This window comes from Nocardia sp. (assembly GCF_025465275.1).
Classification (GTDB): domain Bacteria; phylum Actinomycetota; class Actinomycetes; order Mycobacteriales; family Mycobacteriaceae; genus Nocardia.
This window is the reverse complement of the sequence record NZ_JAODNK010000005.1, coordinates 55,854-72,898: the sequence shown is the minus strand read 5'-3', so window position 1 is coordinate 72,898 and position 17,045 is coordinate 55,854. Positions and strand designations below refer to the sequence as shown.

General features: G+C 67.7%; 16 protein-coding genes. 3 read left to right on the top strand and 13 right to left on the bottom strand.

The window, feature by feature from the left end; translation table 11 throughout:
• Window positions 1–13: 13 nt before the first annotated feature.
• The 13 genes from argH to JWN03_RS01640 all read right to left on the bottom strand — a co-directional run bounded on the left by argH (window position 14) and on the right by JWN03_RS01640 (window position 14,655).
• The gene (gene argH / locus JWN03_RS01700; RefSeq protein ID WP_297608587.1) at window positions 14–1,435 is read right to left on the bottom strand and encodes an argininosuccinate lyase; all 1,422 of its coding nucleotides are present in this window, start codon (window positions 1,433–1,435) and stop codon (window positions 14–16) included.
• Window positions 1,432–2,349 carry an SAM-dependent methyltransferase gene (locus JWN03_RS01695; RefSeq protein ID WP_297608584.1) on the bottom strand — a complete coding sequence of 306 codons (918 nt, stop codon included), beginning with the start codon at window positions 2,347–2,349 and terminating at the stop codon, window positions 1,432–1,434. The genes argH and JWN03_RS01695 overlap by 4 nt, the downstream gene beginning before the upstream one ends.
• Before the next feature lie 40 nt (window positions 2,350–2,389).
• Window positions 2,390–3,592 (bottom strand): argininosuccinate synthase, encoded by a 1,203-nt coding sequence (locus JWN03_RS01690; protein ID WP_297608582.1) that lies wholly within the window; start codon window positions 3,590–3,592, stop codon window positions 2,390–2,392.
• Between the two features lie 134 nt (window positions 3,593–3,726).
• Window positions 3,727–4,254, bottom strand: coding sequence for an arginine repressor (locus tag JWN03_RS01685; protein ID WP_297608579.1), 528 nt, complete (start codon window positions 4,252–4,254; stop codon window positions 3,727–3,729).
• Window positions 4,251–5,189: an ornithine carbamoyltransferase gene (argF, locus tag JWN03_RS01680; RefSeq protein ID WP_297608576.1), complete on the bottom strand. Its 939-nt coding sequence runs from the start codon at window positions 5,187–5,189 to the stop codon at window positions 4,251–4,253. The genes JWN03_RS01685 and argF overlap by 4 nt, the downstream gene beginning before the upstream one ends.
• Window positions 5,186–6,388 carry an acetylornithine transaminase gene (locus JWN03_RS01675; protein WP_297608573.1) on the bottom strand — a complete coding sequence of 401 codons (1,203 nt, stop codon included), beginning with the start codon at window positions 6,386–6,388 and terminating at the stop codon, window positions 5,186–5,188. Before JWN03_RS01675 ends, argF begins: the two co-directional genes overlap by 4 nt.
• Entirely contained in the window at window positions 6,385–7,302 is a 918-nt protein-coding gene (gene argB, locus JWN03_RS01670; protein ID WP_297608570.1) for an acetylglutamate kinase, read from the bottom strand. The genes JWN03_RS01675 and argB overlap by 4 nt, the downstream gene beginning before the upstream one ends.
• Complete coding sequence (gene argJ, locus JWN03_RS01665) at window positions 7,299–8,552, bottom strand: bifunctional glutamate N-acetyltransferase/amino-acid acetyltransferase ArgJ (RefSeq protein ID WP_441342922.1); 1,254 nt, start codon at window positions 8,550–8,552, stop codon at window positions 7,299–7,301. The genes argB and argJ overlap by 4 nt, the downstream gene beginning before the upstream one ends.
• Window positions 8,507–9,565, bottom strand: coding sequence for an N-acetyl-gamma-glutamyl-phosphate reductase (gene argC, locus JWN03_RS01660; protein WP_297608565.1), 1,059 nt, complete (start codon window positions 9,563–9,565; stop codon window positions 8,507–8,509). The genes argJ and argC overlap by 46 nt, the downstream gene beginning before the upstream one ends.
• A 91-nt stretch (window positions 9,566–9,656) precedes the next feature.
• The gene (locus JWN03_RS01655; RefSeq protein ID WP_297608563.1) at window positions 9,657–11,081 is read right to left on the bottom strand and encodes a GntP family permease; all 1,425 of its coding nucleotides are present in this window, start codon (window positions 11,079–11,081) and stop codon (window positions 9,657–9,659) included.
• A gap of 10 nt (window positions 11,082–11,091) precedes the next feature.
• Entirely contained in the window at window positions 11,092–11,700 is a 609-nt protein-coding gene (locus JWN03_RS01650) for a bifunctional 4-hydroxy-2-oxoglutarate aldolase/2-dehydro-3-deoxy-phosphogluconate aldolase (RefSeq protein ID WP_297608636.1), read from the bottom strand.
• A gap of 8 nt (window positions 11,701–11,708) precedes the next feature.
• A complete protein-coding gene (locus tag JWN03_RS01645) occupies window positions 11,709–13,325 on the bottom strand; it encodes an N-acyl-D-amino-acid deacylase family protein (RefSeq protein ID WP_297608560.1) in 1,617 nt (538 codons plus the stop codon).
• A gap of 10 nt (window positions 13,326–13,335) precedes the next feature.
• Window positions 13,336–14,655, bottom strand: coding sequence for an alanine racemase (locus JWN03_RS01640; RefSeq protein WP_297608558.1), 1,320 nt, complete (start codon window positions 14,653–14,655; stop codon window positions 13,336–13,338).
• A 139-nt stretch (window positions 14,656–14,794) separates the two neighbouring features.
• Here JWN03_RS01640 and JWN03_RS01635 point away from each other — a divergent pair, with 139 nt between their 5' ends.
• The 3 genes from JWN03_RS01635 to JWN03_RS01625 are packed head-to-tail and all read left to right on the top strand — an operon-like array spanning window position 14,795 to window position 17,015.
• The gene (locus JWN03_RS01635) at window positions 14,795–15,829 is read left to right on the top strand and encodes a sugar kinase (protein WP_297608554.1); all 1,035 of its coding nucleotides are present in this window, start codon (window positions 14,795–14,797) and stop codon (window positions 15,827–15,829) included.
• On the top strand, window positions 15,826–16,596 hold the full coding sequence (locus JWN03_RS01630; protein WP_297608552.1) for an IclR family transcriptional regulator: 771 nt from the start codon (window positions 15,826–15,828) through the stop codon (window positions 16,594–16,596). The genes JWN03_RS01635 and JWN03_RS01630 overlap by 4 nt, the downstream gene beginning before the upstream one ends.
• Before the next feature lie 11 nt (window positions 16,597–16,607).
• On the top strand, window positions 16,608–17,015 hold the full coding sequence (locus tag JWN03_RS01625) for a RidA family protein (RefSeq protein ID WP_297608551.1): 408 nt from the start codon (window positions 16,608–16,610) through the stop codon (window positions 17,013–17,015).
• Window positions 17,016–17,045: the final 30 nt, after the last annotated feature.

Sequence of the window (17,045 nt, the reverse complement as noted above, 5' to 3'; positions counted from 1 at the left end):
GTTTTCGCCGGGTTCAGCGCAGCCAGGTGCGGTGGTCGGCGGCGGTGCTGCGGACTTCCTCGAGTTGCTTGGCCACCTGGACCCCGGCGGTGCCGCCGCGGGCGTTGCGGGAGGCGATGGAGCCTTCGACGGTGAGGACGTCACGGACCCGGGGGGTCAGGTTCGGGTCGACGGCGGCGAATTCGGCATCGGTGAGTTCGTCGAGGCCGACGCCGCGAGCTTCGGCGGCGCGGACGCAGCCGCCGGCGGCCTCGTGCGCGACGCGGAACGGAACACCCTGGCGGACAAGCCATTCGGCAATATCGGTGGCGAGGGTGAAACCGGCGGGGGCCAGCTCGGCCATGCGGTCGGTGTGGAAGGTCAGGGTGGAGACCAGGCCGGCGATGGCGGGGAGCAGCAGCTCCAGCTGAGCCACCGAATCGAACAGCGGCTCCTTGTCTTCCTGCAGGTCACGGTTGTAGGCGAGGGGCTGGGCCTTCAGCGTGGCGAGCAGGCCGGTGAGGTTGCCGATGAGGCGGCCGGCCTTACCGCGGGTGAGCTCGGAGACGTCCGGGTTCTTCTTCTGCGGCATGATCGAGGAGCCGGTGGACCAGGCGTCGGCGAGCGTGATGTAGCCGAATTCCGGTGTGCTCCAGATGATTACCTCCTCCGCCATGCGGGAGAGGTCGACGGCGGTCATGGCCAGCACGAAGGCCGCCTCGGCGGCGAAATCGCGCGAGGAGGTGGCGTCGATCGAATTGGCCGCTGCCGCATCGAAATCCAGGTCGGCGGCGATCGCCTCCGGATCCAGGCCCAGCGAGGAACCGGCGAGCGCGCCCGAACCGTACGGGGAGATGGCGGCACGCTTGTCGAAGTCGCGCAGGCGATCGATATCGCGCAGCAGCGGATGCGCGTGCGCCAGCAGGTGATGCGCGAGCAAGACCGGCTGCGCGGCCTGCAGGTGCGTCTTGCCCGGCATGACGGCGTCCGGATGCGCGGCTGCCTGGGCGACCAGGGCGTCGACCACCTCGAGGACACCCTCGGCCACCCGGCGCACGGCATCGCGCAGCCACATGCGGAAGAGCGTGGCCACCTGATCGTTTCGCGAACGACCGGCACGCAGGCGGCCACCGAGTTCGGTGCCGACACGTTCGATCAGACCGCGCTCCAGGGCGCCGTGCACGTCCTCATCGGATTCGGCGGGGGCGTAGGCGCCCGAAGCCACGTCGGCGGCGAGCTGATCGAGTCCGGTCAACATCGCGGCCAGATCACCCTCGGACAGCAGCCCGGCCTTGTGCAGCACGCGCGCATGGGCTTTGGAAGCGCGGACGTCGTAGGGCGCCAGCACCCAGTCGAAGTGGGTCGACTTGCTCAGCGCGGCCATTGCCGCGGCCGGGCCGGACGCGAATCGTCCGCCCCACAGCGCGCCCTCATTGGTGCTGCCGCCCTGGGTCATAGCGTGTCGTCTCCTCGCGGTCGTATCGCGGTCATCAGGATGTGTGTACTCATATCGGGCAGCGCCGCCTCGGGGACGACACGGCCGTGGTCCGCCAGCAGGGCCGCCGGATCGCCCTCCCGCACCAGCCACTGCTGCATGGCGAACCAGCTGCGCGGGTCGGTGCGGCCCTCCCACGGGTACCAGAGCTCTTCGAGATCGACTCGAATCCCGGCCTTGGCCAAGGCTTCCCGGCGGCGTTCGCGCATTTCCTTCGACAGCGCGCGATTTCCGGTGCCGATATTCAGCGCCATCCGGCTGCCGGGTGCGCTCAGTGCGACCACGTTCTCGAGCAGCCGGTCCTGCGCCTCGCCGGGGAGGTAGCGCAGCAGGCCCTCGGCGAGCCAGGCGGTCGGCTGATCGGGATCGAAACCCTTGTCGAGCAAGGCTTTCGGCCAGTCCCGCCGCAGGTCGATGGGCACCTCACGGCGATCTACCGCAGGCACGTCGTCGGCGAGCGCCTTCGACTTGAAATCCAGCACCTTCGGCTGATCCAGTTCGAAAACCGTACTGCCGGAGGGCCATTGCACCCGATATGCGCGCGCATCCAAGCCGGAGGCCAGGATGACGAACTGCCGGATGCCGACGGTGATCGCCTTGGCGAAGTAATCGTCGAAATACAGCGTCCGGGCAACCAGGAAGTTACCCATGACGCCGTTGATAAAGCTGCTGCCGGTCTGGCCGCCACCGCCCCGCCCGGCGCCCATGATCGTGTTCCAGCCGTCCGAACCGACCGCGGCCACCAGCTTCGCCGCGTACGGATCGCTGAAGACCGCATCGTCACGCCGGGTTTCGTGGGCCCGCATGGCGGCGACACCGATGGCGGTGGCGCCCACACTCTCCGTGATGTCCCAGCTGTCGTCATCGGTTCGCATGGACGCCTCCTCAGGCCGGTGGATACCCGGTCGCAGGCTACTACTTCTTGCTGAGATCCCGACGCGCCGCAACCTTGGAGGACAGGCCGTGGATCTGCACGAAGCCCTTGGCCAGCGACTGGTCGAAGGTGTCCCCGGCGTCGTAGGTGGCCAGGTTGAAGTCGTAGAGCGACTCGTCCGAGCGACGGCCGTTCACGATGACGCTGCCGCCGTGCAGGACCATGCGGACCTCGCCGGTGACGTGCTGCTGGGTGTCCTGTACGAAGGCGTCCAGCGCACGCTTGAGCGGCGAGTACCACAGGCCGTCGTACACCAGCTCGCCCCAGCGCTGCTCGACCTGACGCTTGTAGCGGCCGAGCTCGCGCTCGACGGTGACCGCTTCCATCTCCTGGTGCGCGGTGATGAGGGCGATGGCGCCCGGTGCCTCGTAGATCTCACGGCTCTTGATGCCGACAAGACGGTCCTCGACCATGTCCAGACGGCCGACGCCCTGGCGTCCGGCGCGCTGGTTCAGCTCGGTGATGGCCTCGAGCATGGAGACCGGGCGGCCGTCGATGGCGACCGGAACACCCTTGTCGAAGGTGACGATGAGCTCGTCGGGCGCCTCGAAGTTGACGGTCGGATCGACGGTGTAGTCGTAGACGTCCTTGGTCGGGGCATTCCAGAGATCCTCGAGGAAGCCGGTTTCCACCGCGCGGCCCCACAGGTTCTGGTCGACGGAGAACGGCGACTTCTTGGAGACATTGATCGGCAGGTTGTTCTCGCCGGCGAACTCGATGGCCTTCTCGCGGGTCCAGGCGTAGTCGCGGACCGGGGCGATGACCTTCAGCTCGGGCGCGAGCGCGCCGATGCCGACCTCGAAGCGGACCTGATCGTTGCCCTTGCCGGTGCAACCGTGCGAGACGGTATCGGCGCCGTGGTATTCGGCGGCCTCGACCAGGTGCTTGACGATCAGCGGCCGGGAGATGGCCGAGACCAGCGGGTAGCGGCCCATGTACATGGCGTTCGCCTGGATGGTCGGCAGGCAGTACTCATTGGCGAACTCGTCGCGCGCATCCACCACGATGGATTCGACCGCTCCGCAGTCGAGCGCGCGCTGGCGCACATCGTTCATGTCCTCGCCGCCCTGGCCCAGGTCGATCGCGACCGCGACCACCTCGGCCCCGGTCTCCTTGGCGATCCAGCTGATCGCGACTGAAGTGTCCAGCCCGCCGGAGTAGGCGAGTACGACGCGCTTGGTCATAGTCCGTGTGCTCCTCGATTAGTACGTGTAGGTCGGTTCCCCCGGCGTCCTACAAATGATTATGCACGATGATGCAATCCCATTCATAACTGGGGGTCTTCGAACAGAAAAGACCTGGCCAGAGCCAAGCTGGCTCAGGCGAGGAGTTCGATTTTGGTGGCTAGTTCGGCGCCGGTGGTGGGTTCGCGGGCTATGACGGCGATGGTGTCGTCACCGGCTATGGTGCCGACGATCTCCGGCAGAGCCGCTCGGTCCAGGGCGCTGGCCAGGAAGTGGGCGGCGCCGGGTGGGGTGCGGAGGACTGCGATATTGCCGCTGGAGTCGGTGGAGACCAGGAGGTCGCCGAGGAGCTTCGAGAGGCGTTCGGTGCCGCCGGTTACGCCCCTGACGGGGCTGCCGTCCTCGGGGACGACATAGACGCCTGCGCCGCCGTCGGCTGCGCGGAGTTTCACTGCGCCGAGTTCGTCCAGGTCGCGGGAGAGGGTGGCCTGGGTGGTGTCGATGCCTTCGCCGGAAAGGAGGACGGCCAGCTCGGATTGGCTGCGGACCTCGTGCTGGGAGAGGATGGCGACGATGCGGGCCTGGCGGCCGGCTCGGGTGCGGGCGATTGCCGCACCCGATCTGACGGGAGCTGTTGCGGCCGAGCGACGCTCACCGCTCACTGGGCACCGCCCTGTTTGGCGAGCAGCCAGACCAGGAGGGCTTTCTGGGCGTGTAGGCGGTTTTCGGCTTCGTCCCAGACCGCGCTGTGCGGGCCGTCGAGGACATCGTCGGTGATTTCTTCGCCGCGGTGCGCCGGGAGGCAGTGCAGCACGGTCACATCGGGGGCGGCGTGGGCCAGCATGGCCGCGTTCACCTGGAAGGGGCGGAAGGGGGCGACGCGGTCGAGGCCGTCGTTCTCCTGACCCATGGACATCCAGGTGTCGGTCACGAGCGCGTCGGCGCCTTCGGCGGCCGCGATCGGGTCCGCGGTGAAGGTGATGGTGGCGCCGGTTTCGGCGGCGCGCTTCTGGGCGAGCTCCACGATCCACGGCAGCGGCTCGAAACCCGCAGGGGCGGCGATGGTTACGTTCAACCCCGCGGTGACGCCGCCGAGCAGCAGCGAGTGCGCCATATTGTTCGCGCCGTCACCGAGGTAGGTGAGCTTGCGCCCGGCGAGGTCGCCCTTGCGCTCCTGCAGCGTCTGCAGATCGGCGAGGATCTGACAGGGGTGGAACTCGTTGGAGAGCGCGTTCACGACGGGAACGGTTGCGGCGCCCGCCATTTCGTCGAGACGGGTCTGCTCGAAGGTGCGCCAGACGATGGCGTCGACATACCGCGAGAGCACACGGCCGGTGTCGGCGAGCGTCTCCTCACGACCCAGCTGGGTATCGCGACCGTCCACGACCACGGCGTGCCCGCCGAGCTGGGCAATGCCCATTTCGAAGGAGAAGCGGGTGCGGGTGGAGTTCTTCTCGAACATGACCGCGACGCCGCGAGGACCGTCGAGGGGACGCAGGGAGAGCGGAGCCTTCTTCAGTTCCGCTGCGATGGTGAGGATTTCGGCCTGTTCGGCCGGGCTCACATCATCGTCGCGCAGGAAATGGCGAATGGTCACTTCTGGTTCTCCTTCTCCGCCTGGGCCTGCGCGGCGTCGAGAATGCCGGGGAGGTCGTTCAGGAAATTGTCGGCCTGGGTTTCGGTGAGCACCAGCGGCGGAGCCAGCCGGATCACATTGGGCTTGGCGGGATTGATGAGATAGCCCGTCTCCCGGGCGGCCGTCTCCACCTGAGCCGAGACGTCGGCGGTGAGCTGGATGCCGATGAGCAGACCCGCACCGCGCACATGATCGATGAGCGGGTGGTCGAGATCGTCGATGCCGTCGAGGAGAATCTTGCCGACCTTCTCCACATGCGCGAGCAGACCCTGGTCGTCGATGGTGCGCAGCACCGCCAAAGCCGCTGCGGCACAGACCGGATTGCCACCGAAGGTAGTGCCGTGCATACCGGGCTGCAGCAGCTCGGCCGCCGGACCCTGCGCGAGCACCGCGCCGATGGGCAGGCCGCCGCCGAGGCCCTTGGCCAGGGTGATCACATCCGGCACGATGCCCGCCGCCTGATGGGCGTAGAACGCACCGGTGCGGCCGATACCGGTCTGCACCTCGTCCAGAATCAGCAGCGCGCCTTGCTGTTTGGTGATGGCGCGCGCTTTGGCCAGGTAGTCGGCAGGCGGAATGACCACGCCGCTCTCCCCCAAAATGGGTTCGAGAAACACTGCGGCAGTATCGGTGTCGACTGCGGCCGCGAGCGCCAGCGCGTCACCGTAGGGCACATGCACAACGCCGGCGGGCATGGGCTCGAACGGCGTGCGCTTGGACGCCTGCCCGGTCAGGGCCAGCGCGCCCATGGTCCGCCCGTGGAACGCCTCCTCACACGCGACGATCTTGGTCTTACCGGTCAGTCGCGCCATCTTGAACGCGGCCTCATTGGCCTCGGTGCCGGAATTGCAGAAGAACGCCTTCCCGTCCCCGTCGCCGAAGTGCGCGAGCAGCCGTTCCGCGAGCTCGATGACCGGTTCGCTGGCATACAGATTCGACACATGGCCGAGGGTGCCCAGCTGATTGGTGACCGCCTCCAGAATCGCCGGATGCGCGTGCCCGAGGCTGTTGACCGCGATACCACCGAGGAAGTCGAGGTAGCGCTTGCCGTCGGCGTCGTAGACGACCGCGCCGGCGCCGCGCACCAGCGCGATCTTCGGGGTGCCGTAGTTGTTCATCAGTGCGGAGTTCCACCGCTGCTGAATATCGGCTGTGCTCATGACTTCACTCCGTTCGAACTCTCGCCGCCCGCGGGGGTCACCATGGTGCCGATCCCCTCCCCGGTGAACAGCTCCAGCAGTACCGAATGCGGTACCCGGCCGTCGATGACGTGCGCGGTCGGGACACCACCTTCGACGGCACGCAGGCAGGCTTCCATCTTCGGCACCATGCCCGCATCGAGGCTGGGCAGCAACTTGGCCAGCTCGTCGGTATCGATGCGCGTGGTCAGCGAGGACCGGTCCGGCCAGTCGGTGTACAGGCCTTCCACATCGGTGAGGATGACCAGTTTTTCCGCGCCGATGCCCTGCGCCAGCGCGGCCGCGGCGGTATCGGCATTGATGTTGTGCACCACGCCGTCCGCATCGGGGGCGATGGTGGAGACCACCGGAATGCGGCCCGCCGCAATGAGATCCAGCACCGCGTCGGGATTCACCTCGGTGACGTCACCGACCAGGCCTATATCGGTGGGCGCGCCATCGACGTCGACGGTGCGCCGGGTGGCGGTGAACAGTCGCGCGTCCTCACCGGAGATGCCGACCGCATAGGGCCCGTGCGCATTGATGAGCCCGACGAGCTCGCGGCCCACCTGGCCGAAGAGCACCATGCGCACCACATCCATCACCTCGGGTGTGGTGACGCGGAAGCCGCCCCGGAATTCCCCTTGCAGGCCCAGCTTTTTCAGCATGGCGCTGATCTGCGGGCCACCGCCGTGGACGACTACCGGATGCACGCCGACAGTGCGCAGGAATGCCATATCGGCGGCGAAGGCCCGCTTGAGCTCGTCGTCGACCATGGCATTACCACCGTATTTGACGACCACCACCTTGTCGCGGAACTTCTGCAGCCACGGCAGCGCATCGGCGAGGACATGCGCCTTGTCCAGCGCCGAAAGCTGTTCGCGCACCGAACTCATGAGCTGTAGGCCGAATTCTCTTCGACGTATCCGTGTGAGAGGTCGGTGGTGCGGATGGTGGCCTCACCGTCGCCGAGTCCGAGGTCGACCAGCACCTGGATATCGGCGCCGGACAGATCCACCTCGCGTGCGCCGGGGGCGCCCATGCCGTTGACGCACACCGGATATCCGTTGAAGGACACCGAAATCTTGTCCGCCTCCAGCTCGATCGGTGCGATGCCGATGCTCGCCAGCACCCGGCCCCAGTTGGGGTCGGAACCGAAGAACGCCGTCTTGACCAGGCTGTCGCGGGCGAGGGCACGCGCGCCGATGAGCGCCTCGTCCTCGCTGATCGCGCCGCGCACGGTGATGTGCACCCGCTTGGTCACACCTTCGGCATCGGCCATGAGCTGTTCGGCCAGATCGTCGCAGACCGCGAACACGGCGGCATCGAGGTCGTCCTGGCTGGGCGCCACACCACTCGCGCCATTGGCGAGCAGCAGCACGGTGTCATTGGTGGAGCAGGAGCCGTCGACATCGAGGCGGTCGAAGGTCAGCCCGGCGGCCTTGCGCAGCGCCGCGTCCAGCTGTGCGGGCGTGGCGACCGCATCGGTGGTCAGCACGATGAGCATGGTCGCCAGCGACGGTGCGAGCATGCCCGCGCCCTTGCCCATACCACCCACGTTCCACTTGTCCTGATGGTGGAACGCAACCTCTTTCGGCACCGTATCGGTGGTCATGATGGCCCGTGCCGCCTCCGCGCCGCCGGAGAGCCCGCCACCCATTTCGTGCACGATCTCGGTGACTGCGGGCAGCAGCTTGTCCATGGGCAGCCGGTCGCCGATGAGACCCGTCGAGCAGACCGCGATCTCGCCCGCCCCGGTCTCGGTGCCCCAGTTGCTCAGCGCCTTCGCGAGCTCCTCGGCGGTGGTGTGCGTGTCCTGGAAGCCGCCGGGACCCGTACAGGCATTGGCCCCACCGGAATTCAGGATGACCGCCCGCAATCGCCCGGTCTTCAGCACCTGCTGCGACCACAGCACCGGCGCGGCCTTCACCTTGTTGCGGGTGAAGACGCCGGCCGCCGAATATTCCGGTCCCTCACTGAATACCAGTGCCAGATCCGGCTTTCCGCTGACCTTGATGCCCGCCGTGATACCGGCCGCGCGGAACCCCAGCGGCGCGGTGACGCCCTGGGTCCGGACCAGCTTGCCGACAGTGGATGAAGTCACGGTGCCACTCCTACGGTGGAAAGTCCTGCGGTCTCGTCGAATCCGAGAGCCAGATTCAGGGATTGGACAGCCGCGCCCGCGGTGCCCTTGGCCAGATTGTCGATAGCGCCGATCACCACCAGCAGTCCGGCGGCCTCGTCCACGGCCACCTGCAGGGTGACGGCATTGGATCCGAGAACCGAACCGGTCTGCGGCAGTACGCCTTCCGGCAGCAGGTGCACGAAGGGTTCATCGGCATAAGCTTTTTCGTAGACGGCGCGGGCCGCGGCGGCGTCCACGCGCGTCGGGGCGGTGCAGGTGGCGAGAATGCCACGCGGCAGCGGCGCCAGCACCGGGGTGAAGGACACGGCGACGTCGATTCCGCCCGCTGCCTTGAGGTTCTGAGCGATCTCAGGAGTGTGCCGGTGTGCGCCCGCAATGCTGTAGGCGCGCAGCGAACCCATCACCTCCGAACCCAGCAGGCCCACATCGAGTTTGCGGCCCGCGCCCGAGGTGCCGCTCACGGCAACCACATTCACATTCGGTTCGACAATGCCCGCGGCGATGGCCGGGGCCAGCGCGAGACTCGACACCGTGGGATAGCAGCCCGGCACCGCGATCCGGGTCGCCCCGCGCAATTGCTCACGCGCGCCCGGCAGTTCCGGCAGCCCGTACGGCCAGCTGCCCGCGTGCGGGGTGCCGTAGTACTTCTCCCAGGCCGCACCATCGGTGAGCCGGAAGTCGGCCCCGCAGTCGATGATGACGGTCGATTCCGGCAGCGCATTGGCAATGACCGCGGACTGCCCGTGCGGCAGGCCCAGGAACACGATGTCGTGCCCGGCCAGTTCCTCGACGGTGGTCGGGCCGAGCACCCGATCGGCCAGCGGCAGCAGGTGCGGTTGCAGCGTCCCGAGCAGGCTGCCCGCATTGGACCCGGCGGTCAGCGCCCCGATCTCGAGACGCCCGCTTCGATAGGCTGGGTGTCCGAGCAGCAGTCGCAGGACTTCGCCGCCCGCGTACCCGCTCGCACCAGCGACCGCGACCCGCAGCGTGGGTCCACTAGAGGTATCCGCCATGTGATGATTATGCACGATTGTGCAAGCTCATTCACAGCGGGGGGCTGGCAGACCCCGGTCACACCGGTCTCCCAACCCCCGTTCGTGCAGCTCAGGCCACGAGGGCGAAGAGCACGGCCGCCACCGCGAAGCTCACCACCGACAGCACCGTTTCGAGCACCGTCCAGGTCTGCAGCGTCTGTTTGACCGTCAGATTGAAGAACTTGGAAATGATCCAGAAACCGCCGTCATTGACATGGCTCAGCACAATCGAGCCCGCGGCAATGGACATGGCGATCAGGGCCAGCGCCATCTGGGAGTAGCCGTGGTCGACCACGAGCGGAGCGACGATGCCGCCGGTGGTGACGATGGCCACCGTGGCCGAGCCCTGAGCAATGCGCAGGCCGCAGCTGATGATGTAGGCCAGCACGATCACGGGAAGACCCGCGGCGGACATGGTTTGGGCCAGGGCCGAGCCGATTCCGGTGGCGGAGATGACCTTTCCGAAGAAGGCGCCCGCGCCGACCACCAGGAGCAGCATGCCCACCGGCCGGAGCGATTCGGCGGTGAGGGTGCTCAGTTCCTGCACGGTCTGCCCGCGCCGCAGACCCAGCACGTAGAAGGCGGTCAGTACGGCGATGAGCAGGGCCACGGCGGGCGTACCGAGGAAGGTGAGCACCTCCAGAGGTTGCGAATTCGCCTGCAGCAGTTGACTGCCGAAGGTCGCGCCGAGAATCAGCACCAGCGGGATTCCGATAATGCCGCCGATGAGCGCCACCGACGGCGGCGGGCGCACCGCCGTGGCCGTGGTGGTGCCGGGGCCGTCGCCGACCGGCTCCGCCACCAGGAACTCTTCGGGCACCTCGACCTTGATGCGATTACCGATCCAGCTGCCCCACACGATGCCGGCGGCGATGAATCCGGGTATGCCGCAGACGAATCCCATGAAAATCAGCCAGCCTAGACTGACGCCGAGCAGTCCGCCCAGCGATACCGGACCCGGATGCGGCGGCAGGAAGGCGTGCGTCATGGACAGGCCCGCGACCATGGGCATGGCATAGCGCACCAGCGAGCCGCCACCGCGCTTGGCGGCCACGTAGACCAGCGGGGCGAGCACGAAGATACCGATATCGAAGAAGAGCGGGATGCCGAAGATGAGGCCGAGCAGTCCCATGGCGACGGGCGCGCCCTTCTCCCCGAATGCCCGCAGCAGCCGGTCGGTGAGCACATCGGCGCCACCGGAGCGTTCCAGGATCGCGCCGAGCACCGTGCCCAGGCCGATAATGACGGCAATATGCCCGAGAATGCCGCCGAAGCCCGTCTCCAGCAGGGAGTCGCCGGATTTCATCGGGGTGCCGACGATCTTCGACACCGGCAGGCCCGCCGCGAGGGCCAGGCCCAGGCTGGTCAGCAGCAGCGCGATGAACGGCTCCAGCTTGATGCGAATGATCGCCAGCAGCAGGACTGCGATGGACAGACCGCAGAGCACCAGCAGTCCGGGGGTGGTGGTGCGCAGCCAGTCGACTGTGGCGCCCATGGTGTACCTCTCAGTTCAAAGATCGAACGAACAATGCTGCCCGCGTGGCGATTTCAGCCCAGCGCCCCGCCGCGACATCGGCGGGTGCGACAACATCCGTACCGGCGGTGACCGCTACCGCGCCCTGGGCGAGGAAGTCGGCGGCATTGCCGGCGTTGACCCCGCCGGACGGGATCAATTGCGCCTCGGGAAAAGGCCCCCGCAGGTCCTTGAAGTACGCGGGGCCGAAGACGCGGGCGGGGAAGATCTTCACCGCCGCCGCGCCCAGATCCATGGCCCGCATGACCTCGGTGGGGGTCAAAGCGCCCATGACAACCGGGATTCCGCGCCGGGTGGCCACCTCGGCCACCTCCGCGCACAGCCCGGGCGTCACCAGGAATCGCGCGCCGCTGTCGATGGCCGCGGCGGCCTGCTCGGCGGTGCGCACGGTGCCCGCGCCCATGACCCCGCGTCCGCCATCGGCGGCCTTGCGTAGACAGTCCAGCACGCCCGGAGTCGTGAAAGTCAGTTCCACGGCGCGGATTCCGGATCCGGCGAGCGCTTCGGCGAGCGCCGCCGGGTCGGGAATCTCCGGTGCCCGCACCACGGTCAGTACACGATCGGCTCGAATGACGTCCATGGCGGAGGTCAACGGGTCTCCTTCCGAGTGGAATCCATGCGCAGGGCGCGACCGGCCCGCACATCGGTGGGTTTGCCTGCGTCGAGAGCGAATTCGCCATTGACGAGTACATAGGGAATGCCGCGCGCCTGCTGCTTGGGATTGTCGAAGGTGGCGGTATCGGCCACCGTGTGCGGGTCGAACAGCACCAGATCGGCGGCGTAACCCGGCCGGATCAGTCCGCGCTCGCGCAGCCGGAGCCGCTGCGCGGGACGGCCGGTGAGGTGGTGGACGCATTCCTCGAGCCCGAATACGCCGAGCTCCCGCGAGTAGCGGCCCAGGTACCGGGGGAAGGTGCCCCAGGCCCGCGGATGCGGGCGCTCCCCCACCAGCAGTGCGTCACTACCGCCCATATGCCGCGCATGCCGCATGATGGCGCGCACGTTCTCCTCGTGCCCGACATGCTGAAGTATGGTGGTGGCCAACTGATCTCGGGTCAGCAGGTCGAAGAACACCTCGACCGGCGGCATATCCCGGTCGGCGGCGATCTCGCTGACGGTGCGCCCGACATAGCCATCGAGCGCCCGATTCGCGACGCCACTGATCTGAATGGTCTCCCACTCCACGGCCACGCCATGGCAGCCGTCGGAGCCGTTCACATTGACATCGGCCACGATGCGCAGCCGGGTCGGCAGGTCGGCAATGCGCTCGAGCGCCGCATCGGGTCCGCCGGACATGGCCCAGCTGGGCAGCAATGCCGAAAGCGTGGTGGAGCCGGGGAGATACGGATAGGTATCGAGGCTGATATCGCAGCCGTCCGCCAGGGCCGCGTCGACCATGGCGAGGAATTCCGGTGCGCGCCCGCGGTTTACGCCGAAGTTCATGGTGGCGTGCGTGAGATGCAGGGCGCAGCCGGTGCGCCGCGACAGCTCGATCATCTCGGCGTACGCCTCGAGCGCGCCCGCGCCGTAGGAGCGGGTGTGCGGCGCATAGAAGCCCCCCGCTGCGGCCACCACCTCACACAGGGCCGCGAGTTCCGAAGTGTCGGCATACATTCCGGGCGTATAGGTGAGTCCGCTGGACATGCCGACCGCACCCTCGGCCAGGGCCTGAGCGAGCAGTGTCCGCATCCGGTCGAGCTCGGCGGCGGTGGCGGCGCGCTTCTGGCTGCCCACCACCATGAGCCGCAGCGTGCCCTGCGGCACCAGGTAGGCGGCATTGGGCGAGATGCCCGAGGAATCCAGGCGATCCAGGTATTGCGCGACAGTGCGCCAGGAGAAGTCGAGATCGGCGGGATTGCCGTTCCAACCGGCGATCTGACGACGCACCACGGCCAGCGCCCCGTCGTCGATGGGCGCGTACGAGAGCCCGTCCTGGCCGATCACCTCCGTGGTGATGCCCTGGCTGAGTTTGGCGAAGTGCCCCGGCTCGGTGAGCAGGTGCAGGTCCGAGTGGGCGTGCATATCGATGAAACCCGGCGCCAGCACCAGGGTCTCGCCCTCGTCGATAATGCGGGCAGCCTCGGTCACCGTGCCGGGCGGAGCGATCTGCGCGATCCGCCCGCCGTTCACCACCACATCACCCCGGTACCGGTCCGCCCCGGTGCCGTCGAATATCTCGATATCACGAATCAGTAAGTCGGCCATGACATTCCGCTCAGAAGAAGGTGTGCAGGAAATCGACGATGCGCGGCCGCTCGGCATCGGAGTCGTCGATCACCGGAATGAGCCGCCACTTGTCGAAGGCCGTGCACGGATGTGAAAGCCCCAGTCGCACCACCGAACCCACCGGCACCGCGTCATCGCTGCCGTCCGGCAGTCGCAGGAAGGTGTGCTGGTCATTGAGGGCCGTCACCACGGCCCCCTCGGGCAGCGGTTTCGCTGCCGGTCCCGCACTACGCTGCGGGACCGGCAGCCCCTCATCGAACGGGAGATCACGTTTGCCCGCATCGAGCAGCGCGAGCCCCGGTTCCGGCCGGGAGACGCTGCGCGCCCAGCCGTGCATGCCCGCACGCAGCGGGCGGTCGTCGCCGGTCAGCGCCACACCGCCGGCCGTGAGCGGGGAGATATCGGAGTAGAAGCCGTCGTCGTGGATCAGGTACGCGCCCGAGCGCAGCACCACCGTGGTCGGAACACCCTGTGTGCCTTCTTCATCCGCGAGTCCAGCGAGCCGCTCCACCACCAGATCCGGGTAGGCGCTGCCACCGGCAGTGAGAATCGCGCGACCCTCGTAGCGTCCCTGCGCCGCCAGCTCCTGGTGCAGAATGCCGACCTCGTCGAGGTAATGCCGGACGGCCGCAAGCCCTTTCGGAGTGCGGTCGTGCGCCAGCGCACCCTCGTAACCACCGACACCGGCAAGCACCAGCCGCGGCGAGTGGTGGATGGCCTCGGCCACCTCGTACGCCTCGGACAGGGTGCGGGCTCCGGTACGGCCGTGCGGCCCACCGAGTTCCACGAGCACCGGCACTCGCACACCCTCTGGCGCGAACTCCAGGATCCGTTCCATCTCGTGCACGGTCGAGAGGCCATCGGCCCAGCTGTAGAATTCGAAGTCCGGATCGCCCGCCAATTCGTCTGCGACCCAGCGCAATCCGACCGGATCGACTAGTGCGTTCGCGAGCATGATGCGGTCCAGCCCGAACGAGCGGCCCACCTGCACCTGCCACACCGTGGCCAAGGTGATGCCCCATGCGCCGGCGTCGAGCTGCTCGCGCCACAGCTGCGGCGACATGGTGGTCTTGCCGTGCGGGGCGAGCCGGACCCCGGCCTGCTGCGTCCACTGCGCCATGACGGCGAGGTTCGAGTCGACGGCCGCCCGGTCCACGGTCAGCACCGGCGTCTGCAAATCGTCCAGATGCGGTGCGGTGGCCAGATATTCACGCACGCTCAGCCCCCAGGCGGCGGGCGGCAGTGCTTTGTGCTGCGGTCCCAGCCTCCGGTCGCCCAGTGCTGTGACGACGCCATTGTCGAGAGCCACGGCATTCCTTCCGATTTCGTACGTCCGATTCAGAGCCGAATAGCATTGCGTATTTTGCAACGCGTGTTGCACATAGTGTTTATGCGTGGTTATTCTGCACACGAAGACCGAAAGCCGCAACCGTTCTAAGGAGATTGGTGTGACCCAGGCGACTAAGCGCGCGGTCACCGTCGGCGAGGGATTGGCCGTACTGATCGCGCAGCCGGGCCCGCTGGAGGACTCGCACACCTTCGAACGCGGTGCGGCGGGCGCCGAGGCGAATGTGGCCACGGTGCTCGCGCAGCTCGGCATCCCGACCGCCTGGATCTCCCGCGTCGGCGACGACGGCTTCGGCCGGTATCTGGTGCGGCATCTCGGTGCGCGTGGCGTGGACACCTCCGCCGTCACCGTCGATCCCGCCCGGCCCACCGGCGTGTACGTGAAGGAGCGCGGCAGCGGCTCCTCCCGGCCGGGCGATCTGGACGCCGGGGCCAGCCGAATGCTGTACTACCGCACCGGATCTGCCGCCAGCGCCCTGTCCCCCGCCGATCTCACCGCGGCCGCGCGACTGCTCGACGGGGCCGGTGTCATCCACTTCACCGGCATCACCCCGGCGCTATCGCCCACTGCCACCGAGTTCACGCAGGCCCTGCTCGCGCAGCCGCGCGGGCAGCGCCTGATCAGCTTCGACCTGAACTATCGCCCGGCCCTCTGGGAGCGGCGCAGCGAATCCGCGCAGGAGGTCCTGGCCCGCCACATTCGCGGCAGTGATGTGGTGTTCCTCGGCGCGGACGAGGCCGAAGCGGTTTTCGGAGTCGGCGACGCCGAGCAGCTGCGCGCTCTCTTCCCGCAGCCGCGCCACCTGATCGTGAAGAACGACAAGCATTCGGTGACCGGATACATCGACCGGGTCCGGCTCGAGGTCCCCGCCCTGCAGCTCGACGTGACCGAACGCATCGGCGCGGGCGACGCCTTCGCGGGCGGATATCTGGCGGCACTGCTGCAGGACCGCCCACACGAGCAGCTGCTGCGCTTCGGACATCTGTGCGCCGCCGCCGCGCTCACCGGCACCGGGGACGTGGCCGAGCTGCCGCCGCTGGCGACCCTCGAATCCCGCTCCGCCGCGAGTACTTCCGAATGGGCGGAAATGAATTACACCCGGCCGCAGCCCATCCCCGAGAATGTCCCCTCATGAGCCAGAGCCTGCTGCGCGCCCTCACCATCCTCACCCAACTCGGTGAGGAGCCGAAGTCCCTGGAACAGTTGGCAACCCAGCTCGGCGTGCACAAGTCCACCGTGCTGCGGCTACTGCAGACCATGGAGGGTGAGCGCTTCGTCACCCACGACCTCGAGCACCGATACCGGCTGGGCTCACGGCTTTTCGAGCTCGCCAATCGCTCACTGGAGGGGCGCGACGTGCGTATCGCGGCGCGGCCGCACCTGAGCGCGCTCAATGCCGCCACCGGCCAGACCGTGCACCTGGCCACCTACGAATCCGGCCAGGCGGTCTACATCGACAAACTGGACGCCACCCACAGCGTCCGCATGTACTCGCGGATCGGGCGGCCCGCCGCACTGCACTGCACCGCGGTCGGCAAGGTGCTCGTCGCCGCGCTGCCGCGCACACAGTGGCGCGCGATTGCCGAGGGTATCGAGTACCGGCCCTTCACCGATCGCACCATCCGCACTCCCGAGCAGTACCTAGCGGAGCTGGAACTCGTTGTGGCCCAAGGCTATGCCGAGGACCACGAGGAGCACGAGAGCTTTATCAACTGTGTGGCCGTCCCCATTCGCGACGGCACCGGCGCCGTCATCGCCGCGCTGTCGATGTCGGTGCCGGACATGCTGCTCGATCACGACCAGGTACTCGGCATGCTGCCGCAGGTGCGCGCCGCCGCCGATGCCGCCTCCACCGAGCTCGGCTGGAGTCCGAGCCCGGGCACCACAAGCCCCGACCACTGAAAGGCCCGACCATGAGCCAGAAGATCGCCATCCGCACCGACAAGGCGCCCGCGCCCGCGCACACTTTCTCGCAGGGCGTGCGCAAGGGCCCCTTCGTCCAGGTCTCCGGGCAGGGTCCGGTCGACCCCGTCACCAATGAGTACCTGTACCCGGGTGATGTCGCGGCACAGACGATCCGGACCCTCGAGAATGTGAAGGCGATCGTCGAGGCGAGCGGTGCGAGCTTCGACGATGTGGTGATGCTGCGCGTCTACCTCACCAAGCGTGAGGATTTCACCGTCATGAACGACGCGTACGGCGAATTCGTCACCGCACACACCCGCGGCGCGGTGCTGCCCAGCCGCACCACCGTCTTCACCGGCCTGCCACGGGCCGAAATGCTGGTCGAGATCGACGCCATCGCCATCGTCGAGGACTGAGCCGCACATGCGATTGTTATGCACATCTAT